Consider the following 13,782-nt stretch of genomic DNA (forward strand, 5'->3'; position numbering starts at 1 on the left):
TCTTCCGCATGTTTGGGAACAAGCGCATGAATACATCTCAACTCGGTGCGCTGCGGGCGAGCTTAGTCCGACCGGAACATCGCCGTGTCATATTCCGCAAGCACCTGAAATGGCCCTGGGACAGGAGTACTCTCGGCCCCATTTGCACGCTGGGACATCATTCGTACACGATGGGTGATGGCGTACGGGTGTGCGAACACCACTCACCGTGACGGGCGAACGGGGTGACGGACCAGGCTCGGGGAGTGGGGTTCAGGTGCCCGCGATGCGCAGCGCCGCGTCGGCGGTGGAGCGGGCGAACTCCGAGACGGGGCGCTGCGGATCGGAGCGGTGCACGAGGATGACGCCTTCGATCAGCCCGAAGACCAGATCCGTCCGCACGTCCAGCTCGCTCTTGGCGAGCGCCCCGCCCGCCGCCGTCGCCGCGAGCAACTGCCGGTAGGCGTCCTTCAGTTCGGCGCGCACGGCATGGAACCCGGCGAACCGCTCGGTGCGCACCTCGGGCAGCAGATACAGGCCCCCCAGATTGTGCGGCCCCCCGCACAGCAGCTCGACGTCGGTCCGGCACAGCTCCCACAGCCGGTCCTCGGCCGGGGTCGCATCGTCCGCGAGGAGCTCACGGGCGCAGGTCAGCGACGGCGTGACGGTGGACTCCAGCAGCTCGGCGAGCAGTTCCTCCTTGCCGGAAACGTAGTGGTACATGGACGCCTGCCGCATCCCGGCACGCTCGGCGACGGCCCGGGTTGTCGTGGCGGCGTAGCCACGGGTGGTGAACAACTCCGCGGCGGCGACGAGCAGTTCGGCGCGCGGCTCGAGTCCGCTGTCGGGCCGCTGCGCGGCCCGCGGCCGGCCGACCCTGCGGCCACTGCTCGTCCCCATGCGTTCGATCCTCGCACACGGCGTCGTACGGCGATCTCCGTGAGGGCTCGGTAACCGGGCGGCAACGCCGGGGCAACGGCACCGACCCGGCCCGCCCCTAATTTCTGTCGCGCGACAGAAATAGTCGCACGGCGGAAATGGCGGAACGGCGTCGGAGGTCCAGGGATGGCGACAGCGACCACGTACGGAGCGCGTGCCCATGCACGGGCCCAGGAGGGCACGCGCGCGGAGGCGATGCCCGTCGTACCGGCACGGGAGTGGCCCGCGCCGCCCTGCGAGGCCGGACATCTGGTCTGGGCGGAGTCGGTGGCGGGCGGCAACTACACGCACCGCGTCCTGGCCCGCGGCACCGAACTGCGCCTGACCGACCTCAGCGGCGACGCCTGCGCCCATCTGCTCCTGTACGCCGCCGACCGGCCCTGGGAGCGTCTGAACGTCGCCGACACCGTCAAGGTGCAGTGGAACGCCTACCTCGGCGAGGGCCAGCTGCTGCTGTCCGACCAGGGCCGGGTGCTCGCGACCCTGGTCGCCGACACCTCCGGACGGCACGACGCGCTGTGCGGCACCTCCACCCTCGTCCGCAATACCGAGCGTTACGGCGACGGAACCCCGCAGTCCGCCTCCCCCGCCGGCCGCGAGCTGTTCAAGCTGGCCGCCGCCAAGAACGGACTGGAGCCCAGGGACCTGCCCCCGTCGCTCTCCTTCTTCCAGGGCGTCGAGGTCCGCGACGACGGCTCGCTGGACTTCACCGGCTCGGCCGGACCCGGCGGCAGCGTCACACTCCGCGCCGAACAGGACGTGACTGTCCTCGTCGCCAACGTGCCACATCCCGCCGATCCACGCACCGCCTACGTCAGCACCCCGCTGGAGGTCCTCGCGTGGCGCGCCGCCCCGACCGCCCCCGGCGACCCGCTGTGGGAGGCCACGCCCGAGGGCCGCCGCGCCTTCCTGAACACCGCCGAATTCCTCGCCGCGAGGGGGCTCGCATGAGCACGAGCACGCACACGACCGTCGTTCCCGCACGCGCAGCCTGGTCGTCCGTCGTCCGCGAGGGCGACACGCTCACCATCACCGATCTGCACGGCAACCAGGCCGTCGACTTTCTCGTGTACGACGCCCACGACACCTCGGTCCGCTACAGCGCCCCCGACACCATCCACGCACAGGGCGGCATCTTCCTGACCACGGGCAGCGTGCTGCTGTCCAACGAGCACACCCCGCTGATGACGGTGACCGAGGACGAGGTCGGCCGGCACGACACCGTCGGCGGTGCCTGCTCCAAGGAGTCGAACACACTCCGGTACGGCCATCACACCTGGTCGCAGCACGCCTGCGTGGACAACTTCCTCGCGGAGGGCGCCAAGTGGGGCCTGGGCAAACGCGACCTCGTTTCCAACATCAACTGGTACATGAACGTGCCTGTCGAGAAGGACGGCACCCTCGGCATCGTCGACGGCATCTCCGCGCCTGGTCTGAAGTTGACCCTGCGCGCCGAACGCGAAGTCCTCGTCCTGGTCTCCAACTGCCCGCAGATCAACAACCCCTGCAACGGCTTCGAGCCGACGGCGGTGGAGATGACGATCACCGGGACGGGTGCATGAGCTTCGACACGCTGCTCGTCGCCAACCGGGGCGAGATCGCCGTCCGGATCATCCGCACCGCCCGCGCACTCGGCCTGCGCACGGTCGCCGTCTACTCCGATCCCGACCGCTCCGCACCCCACGTACGGCTCGCGGACGAGGCGGTACGGCTCGGCCCGGCACCCGCGAAGGAGTCGTACCTCGACGCCGATCTCGTCCTGAAGGCGGCCAAGGACACGGCCGCGGGCGCGATCCACCCCGGTTACGGTTTCCTGTCCGAGGACGCGGCCTTCGCGCGGCGCTGCGAGGACGCCGGGATCGTGTTCGTCGGGCCGACGCCCGAGCAACTGGAGCTGTTCGGCGCGAAGCACACGGCGCGGGCGGCGGCCGAGGCCGCCGGGGTGCCGCTGGCGCCGGGCACCGGGCTGCTGTCCTCGGTCGAGGAGGCACGCGCGGCGGCCGCGCGCATCGGCTACCCGGTGATGCTCAAGGCCACCGGCGGAGGCGGCGGCATCGGTATGTCGGCATGTCACTCCGTCGATGAACTGACAGAGGCCTGGGAGCGGGTGCAGCGCGTGGCCGCCGCCTCCTTCTCCTTGGCCGGGCTGTTCCTGGAACGGCTAGTGGAGCACGCCCGCCATGTCGAGGTGCAGGTCTTCGGCGACGGCGCGGGCCGGGTCGTCACCTTCGGCGACCGCGACTGCTCCCTGCAGCGCCGCAACCAGAAGGTGGTCGAGGAGGCTCCGGCACCGGGCCTGCCCTTCCACATCCGCGAGCAACTGGCCGTGTCTGCCCGCGAGTTGTGCGCCTCGATCGACTACCGGTCCGCGGGCACGGTCGAGTTCGTGTATGACGCCACCCGCGAGGAGGCCTACTTCCTCGAGGTCAACACCCGTCTCCAGGTGGAGCATCCGGTCACCGAGGAGATCCACGGCGTCGACCTGGTCGCCTGGATGCTGCGTCTGGCCCGCGGTGAGACGGACGTCGTCCGCGACCCCGGCAACCCGCGCGGCCACGCCGTCGAGGCCCGCCTCTACGCCGAGGACCCCTCACGCGAACACCGGCCAAGCGCCGGGCTGTTGACGCGGGTGGAGTTCCCGGAGGGGGTACGCGTGGACGGCTGGGTGGAGACCGGCACCGAGGTGACGACGTCGTACGACCCGATGCTCGCGAAGGTGATCGCCCACGGCACCGACCGGGCCGACGCGCTGCGCCGCCTGGACGAGGCGCTGGCCCGCACCCGCGTCGACGGCATCGAGACGAACCTGGGACTGGTCCGCGCAGCCCTGGCCCAGCCCGAGTTCCGTACCGCCGCCCACTCCACGGCGACCCTCGCCGACGTCACCGACCCGACCCCGCGCATCGAGGTCGTCTCCGGCGGCACGCTCACCACGGTCCAGGACTGGCCCGGCCGTACCGGCCACTGGCAGGTCGGGGTCCCTCCGTGCGGCCCGATGGACGACCTGTCCTTCCGGCTCGGCAACCGCGCCCTGGGCAACCCCGAGGACGCCCCCGGTCTCGAATGCACGCTCCAGGGACCGTCGTTGAGGTTCACCCACGCCACGACCGTGTGCGTGACCGGCGCCCCGGCCCCCGTCACCGTCGACGGCACGCCGGTCGTGCAGTGGGAGCCGGTGACCGTCCCGGCAGGCTCGGTGCTGGCGCTCGGCGCCCCGGTCGAGCACGGCCTGCGGACGTACGTCCTCTTCGCGGGCGGCGGCCTGGACGTGCCGGCGTTCCTGGGCAGCGCGAGCACCTTCACCCTGGGCCGTTTCGGCGGACACGGCGGCCGGGCGCTGCGCTCGGGCGACGTCCTGCACGGCGGGACGGTCACCGAGGGCACCCCCGTACCGGCGCCCCCCGGATTCACCTCCGTCTGGCACATCGGCGCCGTCGAAGGCCCTCACGCCGCACCGGAGTTCTTCACCGAGGACGACATCCGCGACTTCTACGCGGCCGACTGGAAGGTCCACTTCAACTCGGCGCGCACCGGAGTCCGCCTGGTCGGCCCAAAGCCCCGCTGGGCGCGCACCGACGGCGGCGAGGCGGGCCTGCACCCCTCGAACATCCACGACACCCCCTACTCGGTCGGCGCCGTCGACTACACCGGCGACATGCCGGTCCTCCTCGGCCCGGACGGCCCCTCGCTCGGCGGCTTCGTCTGCCCGGCGACCGTGCTGAGCGGCGAGCGCTGGAAACTCGGCCAGTTGCGCCCGGGCGACACCGTGCGGTTCGTCCCGGTGGACGTGACGGGCGCGCCGCGCGCGGAGATCGTCGACGGCGGTGTGCTCGCCCGGGACGGCGACGTGACGTACCGCCGCAGCGGCGACGACAACCTGCTCGTCGAGTTCGGCCCGATGCAACTGGACCTGGCCCTGCGCATGCGCGTCCACGCCCTGATGGAGGCGGTGACGGCGGCGGACCTCGCCGGTGTCACGGACCTCACGCCGGGCATCCGCTCCCTGCAGATCCAGACGAACCCGCGGGTGCTCCCCCAGCACGAACTCCTGGATGCGGTACAGCAGATCACGGCAGCCCTCCCACCCACCGACGCCCTGGTCGTCCCCTCCCGCACGGTCCACCTCCCCCTGTCCTGGGACGACCCGGCCACCCGCGAGGCGATCGCCCGCTACATGGCCGGCGTCCGCGACGACGCCCCGTGGTGCCCGTGGAACATCGAGTTCATCCGCCGGATCAACGGACTGGAGTCGCCGGAGGACGTCCACCGCACGGTCTTCGACGCCGAGTATCTGGTCCTGGGCCTGGGCGACGTCTATCTCGGCGCCCCCGTGGCCACCCCGCTCGACCCGCGCCACCGCCTGGTCACCACCAAGTACAACCCGGCCCGCACCTGGACCGCCGAGAACTCCGTCGGCATCGGCGGGGCGTACCTCTGCATCTACGGCATGGAGGGCCCCGGCGGCTACCAGTTCGTGGGCCGTACCACCCAGGTGTGGTCGCCATGGCAGCAGCGCGGCGCCTTCGAACCGGGCGCGCCCTGGCTGCTGCGCTTCTTCGACCGCATCAGGTGGTACCCGGTGTCGGCGGACGAACTCCTCGACCTGCGCGCCGACATCATCTCCGGCCGCTTCGTGCCCCGCATCGAGGAGGGCACCTTCTCGCTCGCCGAGTACGAAGCCTTCCTCGCCGAACACGTCGCGTCCATAGCGGAGTTCAGGGCCCGGCAGGGGACGGCGTTCGCCGCGGAGCGGGACGCCTGGGAGGCGGCGGGCGAGTTCGCGCGGGCGGAGGTGGCGGCGGCGCCCGCGGCGACACCGGCCGAGGTGACGGTCCCCGAGGGCGGGCACCTGGTCGAGGCCGAGTTCGCCGCCTCGGTGTGGCAGGTGAACGTCTCACCGGGCGACGAGGTGCGGGCCGGCCAGCCCCTGCTCGCGCTGGAGGCGATGAAGATGGAGTCCAGGGTGCACGCGCCGGTCGCGGGCGTGGTCACGCAGATCCTGGCGAGCCCCGGCGACCAGGTCGAGGCGGGCACGGCCCTGATCGTCCTGGCACCGGCAGCGGCCTGAGAGCGCTGCGCACGTCGCGAGCGCACACTGAAAGTCGAGGAGCACGTATGACCACCACCGTCTCCCGGGTGCGGGCCGCGTACGCGCGGATCGAAGCCGTGGACCGCCCCGAGATCTGGATCGACCTCCGCCCACAGGAGGAGGCCGAAGCCGAGGCACGGGCGATCGACGCCCGCGTGGCCGCCGGGGAGCACCTCCCGCTCGCGGGACGCCTGCTCGCCGCGAAGGGCAACATCGACGTGTACGGCCTTCCGACGACCGCGGGCTGCCCGGCGTACGCGTACGACCCCGAGGCCGACGCACCGGTGGTCGCCCGCCTCCGCGCGGCGGGGGCGCTCGTCCTCGGCACGACCAACCTCGACCAGTTCGCCACGGGCCTGGTCGGCACCCGCTCCCCGTACGGCGCGGTCCGCAGCGCGCACGACCCGGAGCGGATCAGCGGCGGCTCCAGCTCCGGCTCGGCGGTCGCCGTGGCGCTAGGCCTCGTCGACCTGGCCCTGGGCACCGACACCGCGGGCTCGGGCCGGGTCCCGGCCGCCTTCAACGGCATCGTCGGCCTCAAGCCCACCCGCGGCCTGGTCCCGACATCCGGGGTGGTCCCGGCCTGCGCCTCGATCGACTGCCTGACGGTGTTCGCCCGCACCCTGCCCGAGGCCGAGCAGGCCCTGTCCTTCATGGCATCACCGCCCGTCCGCACCCTGCCCGCCCTCCCCCAGCGCACCCCCGGCCCCTGGCGCATCGCGGTACCGCCGCTCTCCCAGCTCGGCGAACTGGACGAGGGCTGGGCCGAGGCGTACGAGACGGCGGTGGCGCACCTGACCGAGGCCGGCGCCTCACTACGCGAGATCGACCTGACCCCCTTCACGGAGGCGGCCTCGATGCTCTACGAGGGCGCGTTCGTGGCCGAGCGCTACACGGCCGTAGGAAGCTTTATCGACAAGTTGCTCTCAGCAGGCGGTGACGGCCTCGACCCCACGGTCGCCGGCATCATCACCCGCGCCCGGGACATCCCGGCCCACCGCCTCTTCGCCGACCAGGACCGACTGGCCACCCTGCGCACCCGGGCCCTCACCGAACTGTCCGACGCGGACGCCCTCCTCCTCCCCACCACCCCGGGTCACCCCACCCTCACGGAGGTAGCCGGCGATCCCCTGGGCGCCAACGCCCGCCTGGGCCGCTTCACCAACTCCACGAACCTCTTCGACCTGGCCGCGGTGGCCATCCCGGCGGGCGAGGTGAACGGCCTCCCGTTCGGCGTGATGCTGATGGGCCCGGCGTTCACGGACGACCACCTGACCCGAATCGCCGCCCTGCTGCAACCCCGGACCCGCCTGGCGGTAGTGGGAGCCCACCTGACGGGCGAGCCTCTGAACCCCCAACTACTCGCACTCGGCGCCCACTTGGACCGCACGACGACCACGGCTCCCGTGTACCGCCTGCACGCCCTGCAAACGACCCCACCGAAACCGGGCCTGGTGCACGTCGGCGAGGGCGGAGCCGAGATCGAGACAGAGGTGTGGTGCCTACCGGCGGAGGGCCTGGGCAAGTTGCTGACGGCTCTCCCCCGCCCGATGACCCTGGGCACGGTGGAACTGACGGACGGCACCCGGGTCCCAGGCTTCCTGTGCGAACCGGAAGCCCTGAAAATGGCGGAAGACATCACACTGTACGGCAGCTGGCGGAGCTACTTGAAGCACCGCTCAGCTGCAACTCACCCCACAGACGAGTAGGCCACCACACCCCGCAGCAACTGATCAACCGCCTTACGCGCAGCCTTCCCCACAGTCGAGCCCTCGGCAGCAGTACCGGCGGCAGCAATCTGCCCGAGCACATCAATCACCTGCTTGCACCACCGCACAAAGTCCCCCGCAGGCATCTCCGCCTCACGCAGCACCTCGTCCAGCCCCTTCCCACTGGCCCACTGGTACGCGGCCCAGGCGAAGCCGAGGTCCGGCTCACGCTGCCCGACTCCCTCGGTCTGCGTGATCCGGAAGTCCTCCTCCAGAGCGTCCAGCCGCCCCCAGATCCGCACCATCTCACCGAGCGCGGCCTTGGCCTTGCCCGAGGGCAGCTTGGGTGCCATCGCGTCGTCACCCACCCGCGACTCGTACACCAACGCGGAGACGCACGCGGCGAGTTCGGCGGGACCGAGCCCCTCCCACACCCGCTCGCGCAGGCATTCACTCGCCAGCAGGTCCAGCTCGCCGTACAGCCGGGCGAGCCGCTTGCCGTCCTCGGTGACCTCGTCGCCGCGCAGATAGTCCAGCTCGGTCAGCAGCGCGACGATCCGGTCGAAGGTTCGCGCGATGGTGTTCGTACGGCCCTCGATACGGCGCTCCAGCTGCGAGGTGTCCCGCATCAGCCGGTGGTAGCGCTCGGCCCAACGGGCGTGGTCCTCACGGTCGTTGCACCCGTGGCACGGATGCGCCCGGATCGCCGTGCGCAGCCGCGCGATCTCGCGGTCGTCGGCGGCCTGCGAGCGCTTCTTGCGGGCCCGCTCCGGCGGGATGTGCCCGGCCTTGGTGCGCAGCGCGGAGGCGAGGTCGCGACGGGACTGCGGGGAGCGGGGGTTGAACGTCTTCGGGATGCGCATTCGCTCCAGCGGTTCGACCGGCACCGGGAAATCTATCGCCCCCAGCCGCTTGACCTGCCGTTCGACGGTGAGGACCAGCGGACGGGGCCCGTCGTGGTACTCCATGCCGCGGTGGCCGTTGGAGCGGCCGGCGGGCAGACCCGGGTCCAGCACCAGTGCCAGACCGGCGTACTTGCCCGTCGGCACGTGGATGACGTCGCCCGGCTTCAGCTTCTCCAGGGCGACCGCGGCCTCGGCACGCCGCTGGTTCGCGCCCTGCCGGGCCAACTCGGTCTCGCGGTCCTTGAGTTCGCGGCGCAGTCGCGCGTACTCCTCGAAGTCGCCGAGGTGGCAGGTCATGGAGTCCTTGTAGCCCTCCAGGCCCTCCTCGTTGCGCTGCACCTGCCGGGAGATGCCGACGACGGACCGGTCGGCCTGGAACTGCGCGAAGGACGTCTCGAGCAGCTCGCGCGAGCGGTGCCGACCGAACTGGTCGACCAGGTTGACCGCCATGTTGTACGACGGCTTGAAGCTGGAGCGCAGCGGATAGGTGCGCGTGCCCGCGAGACCCGCGAGGTGCTCGGGGCTCAGCGCCCGCTGCCACAGCACCACGGCATGACCCTCGACATCGATGCCACGCCGGCCCGCACGACCGGTGAGCTGGGTGTACTCGCCGGGCGTGATGTCGGCGTGCTGCTCGCCGTTCCACTTGACGAGCTTCTCCAGCACCACGGAACGCGCGGGCATGTTGATGCCCAGCGCGAGCGTCTCCGTGGCGAAGACGGCCTTCACCAGGCCCCGCACGAAGAGTTCCTCGACGACCTCCTTGAACGTCGGCAGCATGCCGGCGTGGTGGGCGGCGATACCGCGCTCGAGGCCCTCCAGCCACTCGTAGTAGCCGAGGACGTGCAGGTCCTCGGGCGGGATGGAGGCGGTGCGCTCCTCGACGAGGGCGCGCACCTGTTCGCGCGCCTCCTCGTCGTTGAGGCGCAATCCGGCGTACAGGCACTGCTGGACGGCGGCCTCGCAGCCGGCGCGGCTGAAGATGAAGGTGATGGCGGGCAGCAGGCCCTCGGAGTCGAGCCGCTCGATGACCTCGGGGCGGCCCGGGGTCCACACCCGGGAGCGCTGCCGGCGCTCGCGCTCACGGTCGGCCTCGCGCATGGCGCGGCCGCGTCTGCGGTCCTGGTAGGAGGGCCGGGTGGCCTCCATCCTGGCGAGGCGGGTGAGGTCGGGGTTGACGGCCTTCTTCTGGCCCTCGCCCTCCTCGAAGAGGTCGTACATCCGGCGTCCCGCGAGCACGTGCTGGAACAGCGGCACGGGCCGGTGCTCGGAGACGATCACCTCGGTGTCGCCGCGGACGGTGTCGAGCCAGTCGCCGAACTCCTCGGCGTTCGACACGGTCGCCGACAGTGACACCAGGGTCACGGACTCGGGCAGGTGGATGATCACTTCCTCCCAGACGGCGCCGCGGAAGCGGTCGGAGAGGTAGTGCACCTCGTCCATCACCACGTACCCGAGGCCGAGGAGGGTCTGGGAGCCGGCGTACAGCATGTTCCGCAGCACCTCGGTGGTCATCACGACCACCGGGGCCTCGGAGTTGACGCTGTTGTCTCCGGTGAGGAGGCCGACCTTGTCCGTGCCGTAGCGGCGGCACAGGTCGGCGTACTTCTGGTTCGACAGCGCCTTGATGGGTGTCGTGTAGAAGCACTTCTTGCCCTGCTGGAGAGCGAGGTGGACGGCGAACTCGCCCACGATCGTCTTGCCGGAGCCCGTGGGGGCGGCCACCAGCACGCCCTTGCCGGCCTCGAGTGCCTGGCAGGCCTCGATCTGGAAGGGGTCGAGGCCGAAGTCGTACATCTCGCGGAAGGACGCGAGCGCGGTGGCCTGCTCGGCAGCCCGCAGACGGGCTGCCGCGTACCGCTCGGCCGGTGAGAGGTCCTCTGTCATCGTGCTTTCGAGCGTACCGGGCCGCACTGACAACAGGACGATCATTATCCGGAACGTGCGACGAGGTGCCCGCTTCCCGGGCGGAAGCGGACACCTCGGTGCCGTGGTGGGACAGGAACCGTCAGGTCACGTCGTCGTAGCCGTTGACCCGGTCCGTGCCGGACTGCTCGGGCAGCGAGCGGCTGGCGGAGACGGTCTCGACCTCGCCGATGTCCTCCGGGGTGAGGTCCAGGTCGGAGGCCTCGTCGTCGCCGGGGCCCGCTTCGTCACGACGACGCCGGCGCCTGTCGTTGACCAGCGAGAAGGCGACCGCGCCGAAGTACAGCACCCAGATCGGTCCGGCGAGCGCCAGCATGGAGAGGGGGTCGGTGCTGGGCGTGGCCACGGCCGCGAAGACCGTGATGCCCAGGATCATGGCCCGCCACCAGCCGAGCATGCGCCGGCCGGTGATGATGCCGGTGAGGTTGAGCATGACCAGCAGCAGCGGCAGCTCGAAGGAGAGCCCGAAGACGAGCACCATGCGCGTGACGAGCTGGAGCAGGTCGTCGAGCGGCAGCAGGTTGTCGACGCCCTGCGGCGTGAAGTCGATGAGTACCTTCGCGGTGGTGGGCAGCACCTTGTACGCGAAGTATCCGCCGCCGAGGAACAGCGGGACGCCGGTGCAGACGAACGCGTAGGCGTACTTCTTCTCGTGCCGGTGCAGACCCGGCGCGACGAAGGCCCAGAGCTGGTAGAGCCAGATCGGGGAGGCGAAGACGACACCGGCCATCAACGAGACCTGGAGGGCCAGCGTGAACGGGGCGAGGAGGCCGTTGATCGTGATCCGGGCACACTGCTGGGAGTTGTCGCTGGACCGGGCCAGTTGCTCGAAGGTCTTCCCGCAGCCGACGGAGTCGAGGATCGGCTTGGTCAGGAAGTTGATGATGTCGTTGTAGAAGAAGGCGGCGATCACCGTCACGATGACGATGGCGAGCATCGCCTTCGCGAGCCGGTTGCGGAGCTCACGAAGGTGATCCGCAAGGGGCATCCGCCCCTCGGGATCCTTCTCCTTATTGCGGGCAGACTGTGGCAACCCACGTCCTCATCTCGTGCGGCAGGCCGGGGGCTTCCGGCCGTGCGTCAGCGCTGGGTGGTGTCCGTCGGCTCGTTGACCGGGCGCGAGCTGGTCACGTCGCCGGGGGCCGCCTGGATGGTGCGCTGCGCGGGGGGCTGCTCGCCGGTGTTCGGCGGGGCCGCCGGAGCGGACGCGTTGCTGCTGCCCTCTTCCTTCATCGCCTTGGCCTCGCTCTTGAGGATGCGCGCGGACTTGCCGAGCGAGCGGGCCATGTCCGGAAGCTTCTTCGCGCCGAACAGCAGGATGATGACGACGAGGATGAGAATGATCTCGGGAGCGCCGAGCCTTCCGAACATAAGTCTTTACCTTCTCACCGAGGCGGCTGGGTGGGGTGCTGTCCGACCAGTCGGACAAGTGTCCGATGTGATCGTGCTGACAGCGATCGTAACGCTCAGGGGTAAACGTGAGGCAATCCCCGTGCGTCCTCCCGGTCAGCGGTTCAACGGTACGGGCCTCGTTCGCCGTACCGAGATCTGCAGCGTACCCGTCCGGCCCGCCGACGTGACAGGGCGAAGTGACGCAAACCGCTTGCGACACCGCATTCACCCTGCTCCGGGACGGGTCTCACAGGGTGTCCACGGTGCGGGCCGCGCTCACGGCCGCCCGCTCCAGGTCCTCGGCCGCCCGGTTGATACGACGCGCGGAGTCCGCGACCTGCTGCCCGAGCCGCCGCGCCTCCAGAAAGACCCGGACGGCGAGCACCCCGAGGACGGCGAGTCCCACAAAACCCACGGCTACCGCGAACATCGGCCAGAACATGCGCCGAGCCTAGACGGTGGAATGCAGCCTCAGGGTCCTGACCCCGCCCCCGGTGAGCAGTTCCACGATGCGTTCGCCCGCCGGCTTGCGGACGGCGGCGCCGCAGTCCGGGCAAGTGAACGAATAGAACGTCGTACGACTCGTGGCGCCGATGGCGAGCCGCAGGGCGCCCGGGGAGAGCTCGAAGCGGCCCCGGCAGTCCGGGCAGCCCGCCCGGAACACCACGGGAGCCACCCTCCTCATTCCCGCGAAAGCGGCCGCGACCGTCATGTCCCCCGTACCGGACACCGGAGACTCGCTCAACGCCCCAGCTCTCCTTTCAATTGGTCGATCGCCTTAGGGGCGCTCTCGGCTTTGTCCTACGCCCCATCACGCATCGCGCCCCGCGCCGCGTCCCTGGCCGCCTCCACCCCGTCGTACGCGGCCAGCGCCTCGCGGGCGGACCGCCGGGCGCTGTCGGCCAGCTCGGGCGGCGACACGATCCGGCCGTCGCGGCCCAGCCGCAGCGCCAGCCGTCTCAGCGAGGTCGGATCGGGGGTGCGCAGAGTGATACGCAGCCCGCCGTCGGACAGCTCATCGGCACTGTCGTGCGGGTAGTACTCGGCGACCCAGCGGCCACCCGGCCCGACCTCGACGACCACCTCGGGGTCCTCGACGGCCGGCTGCACCAACGCCTCCGACAGATCCCGCAGCTCGACCTCCGGCGGCGCCGACGGCTCGTCGAGGATCCTGATCTCGGCGACCCGGTCGAGCCGGAACGTACGCCGCGCCTCGGAGCGCCGGCACCAGGCCTCCACATAGGTGTGGCCGACGCTGACCAGGCGGATCGGGTCGATCTCGCGCTCGGTGAGCTCGTCACGGGCCGGCGAGTAGTACCGGATCCACAGCCGTCGGCGCTCGGAGATCGCACGGTCCACGTCGGCGAAGACACCGCCCTCGGACTCGAACGTCACCGAGAGGCGAGAGCTGGCGCCCGCCGCCTCACCGGCCGCTGCCTCCACCTTCGCCGTCGCCCGCAGCAGCGCCTGCCGGTCGCCCTCCCGCAGCCCCGGCAGGGTGGCCACGGCGCGCGCCGCCACCAGCAGCGCGGTCGCCTCGTCGGCCGCCAGCCTCAGCGGCTCGGCCGCCTCCTCGCCCAGAGCGGCAGGGTTGTGCCACCAGATGCGCTCACCGTCGGTGTCGATGTCCAGCAGATCGCCGCCGCGGAAGCTGGTGCCGCACATGGGCAGCACATCGAGGTCGGAGACCAGCTCGTCCTCGGTGATGCCGAAGGCGCGCGCGACGTCCGCGACCCGTGCACCGGGACGCTCCCTCAGATACGTCACCAGGGAGAGCATCCGCCGCGTCTGGTCGATGGCGTTCACGGGCCTGACCGGTTTGCCTGCCACTGTCTTGCTCCGC

11 protein-coding genes are annotated in these 13,782 nt (G+C 70.9%); 4 read left to right on the forward strand and 7 right to left on the reverse strand.

Annotation, left to right across the window (positions count from 1 at the left end):
* Positions 1 to 252: 252 nt before the first annotated feature.
* Positions 253 to 879, reverse strand: a complete 627-nt coding sequence (locus tag ACFYXB_RS13345; protein WP_351353203.1) for a helix-turn-helix domain-containing protein — start codon at positions 877 to 879, stop codon at positions 253 to 255.
* Positions 880 to 1,044: 165 nt separating this feature from the next.
* On the opposite strand from ACFYXB_RS13345, the gene ACFYXB_RS13350 reads away from it, so the two are divergent.
* From ACFYXB_RS13350 to atzF, 4 genes are read left to right on the forward strand one after another with little or no spacing between them, the layout of a single operon-like run.
* Positions 1,045 to 1,869 (forward strand): urea amidolyase associated protein UAAP1, encoded by an 825-nt coding sequence (locus ACFYXB_RS13350; RefSeq protein ID WP_389581180.1) that lies wholly within the window; start codon positions 1,045 to 1,047, stop codon positions 1,867 to 1,869.
* Positions 1,866 to 2,480, forward strand: a complete 615-nt coding sequence (locus ACFYXB_RS13355) for an urea amidolyase associated protein UAAP2 (protein WP_351353197.1) — start codon at positions 1,866 to 1,868, stop codon at positions 2,478 to 2,480. The genes ACFYXB_RS13350 and ACFYXB_RS13355 overlap by 4 nt, the downstream gene beginning before the upstream one ends.
* On the forward strand, positions 2,477 to 5,986 hold the full coding sequence (locus ACFYXB_RS13360; RefSeq protein ID WP_389581184.1) for a 5-oxoprolinase/urea amidolyase family protein: 3,510 nt from the start codon (positions 2,477 to 2,479) through the stop codon (positions 5,984 to 5,986). Before ACFYXB_RS13355 ends, ACFYXB_RS13360 begins: the two co-directional genes overlap by 4 nt.
* Positions 5,987 to 6,033: 47 nt before the next feature.
* The gene (gene atzF / locus ACFYXB_RS13365; protein WP_389581187.1) at positions 6,034 to 7,716 is read left to right on the forward strand and encodes an allophanate hydrolase; all 1,683 of its coding nucleotides are present in this window, start codon (positions 6,034 to 6,036) and stop codon (positions 7,714 to 7,716) included.
* Here atzF and ACFYXB_RS13370 read toward each other — a convergent pair.
* From ACFYXB_RS13370 to ACFYXB_RS13395, 6 genes are all read right to left on the reverse strand, one after another.
* On the reverse strand, positions 7,698 to 10,553 hold the full coding sequence (locus ACFYXB_RS13370; protein WP_389581190.1) for a DEAD/DEAH box helicase: 2,856 nt from the start codon (positions 10,551 to 10,553) through the stop codon (positions 7,698 to 7,700). The genes atzF and ACFYXB_RS13370 overlap by 19 nt on opposite strands.
* A 76-nt stretch (positions 10,554 to 10,629) precedes the next feature.
* Positions 10,630 to 11,580: a twin-arginine translocase subunit TatC gene (tatC, locus tag ACFYXB_RS13375; protein ID WP_389581192.1), complete on the reverse strand. Its 951-nt coding sequence runs from the start codon at positions 11,578 to 11,580 to the stop codon at positions 10,630 to 10,632.
* A 47-nt stretch (positions 11,581 to 11,627) separates the two neighbouring features.
* A complete protein-coding gene (gene tatA / locus ACFYXB_RS13380) occupies positions 11,628 to 11,918 on the reverse strand; it encodes a Sec-independent protein translocase subunit TatA (protein WP_351353183.1) in 291 nt (96 codons plus the stop codon).
* A 268-nt stretch (positions 11,919 to 12,186) separates the two neighbouring features.
* A complete protein-coding gene (locus ACFYXB_RS13385; RefSeq protein ID WP_351353180.1) occupies positions 12,187 to 12,381 on the reverse strand; it encodes a hypothetical protein in 195 nt (64 codons plus the stop codon).
* Positions 12,382 to 12,390: 9 nt separating this feature from the next.
* Positions 12,391 to 12,651, reverse strand: a complete 261-nt coding sequence (locus tag ACFYXB_RS13390) for a hypothetical protein (RefSeq protein WP_388499706.1) — start codon at positions 12,649 to 12,651, stop codon at positions 12,391 to 12,393.
* Positions 12,652 to 12,740: 89 nt separating this feature from the next.
* Positions 12,741 to 13,769, reverse strand: a complete 1,029-nt coding sequence (locus ACFYXB_RS13395) for a WYL domain-containing protein (RefSeq protein ID WP_351347674.1) — start codon at positions 13,767 to 13,769, stop codon at positions 12,741 to 12,743.
* Between the last annotated feature and the right edge of the window lie 13 nt (positions 13,770 to 13,782).

The organism is Streptomyces sp. NPDC002619 (assembly GCF_042889305.1).
Taxonomy (GTDB): Bacteria; Actinomycetota; Actinomycetes; order Streptomycetales; family Streptomycetaceae; genus Streptomyces.

What these genes read in the sequence shown, in the direction of transcription:
- ACFYXB_RS13350 (WP_389581180.1), top strand. Translation starts at nt 1,045, where the DNA reads ATGGCGACAGCGACCACGTACGGAGCGCGTGCCCATGCACGGGCCCAG.
- ACFYXB_RS13390 (WP_388499706.1), bottom strand. Translation starts at nt 12,651, where the DNA reads ATGACGGTCGCGGCCGCTTTCGCGGGAATGAGGAGGGTGGCTCCCGTG.
- ACFYXB_RS13360 (WP_389581184.1), top strand. Translation starts at nt 2,477, where the DNA reads ATGAGCTTCGACACGCTGCTCGTCGCCAACCGGGGCGAGATCGCCGTC.
- atzF (WP_389581187.1), top strand. Translation starts at nt 6,034, where the DNA reads ATGACCACCACCGTCTCCCGGGTGCGGGCCGCGTACGCGCGGATCGAA.
- ACFYXB_RS13370 (WP_389581190.1), bottom strand. Translation starts at nt 10,553, where the DNA reads ATGATCGTCCTGTTGTCAGTGCGGCCCGGTACGCTCGAAAGCACGATG.
- ACFYXB_RS13355 (WP_351353197.1), top strand. Translation starts at nt 1,866, where the DNA reads ATGAGCACGAGCACGCACACGACCGTCGTTCCCGCACGCGCAGCCTGG.
- tatA (WP_351353183.1), bottom strand. Translation starts at nt 11,918, where the DNA reads ATGTTCGGAAGGCTCGGCGCTCCCGAGATCATTCTCATCCTCGTCGTC.
- ACFYXB_RS13345 (WP_351353203.1), bottom strand. Translation starts at nt 879, where the DNA reads ATGGGGACGAGCAGTGGCCGCAGGGTCGGCCGGCCGCGGGCCGCGCAG.
- ACFYXB_RS13385 (WP_351353180.1), bottom strand. Translation starts at nt 12,381, where the DNA reads ATGTTCTGGCCGATGTTCGCGGTAGCCGTGGGTTTTGTGGGACTCGCC.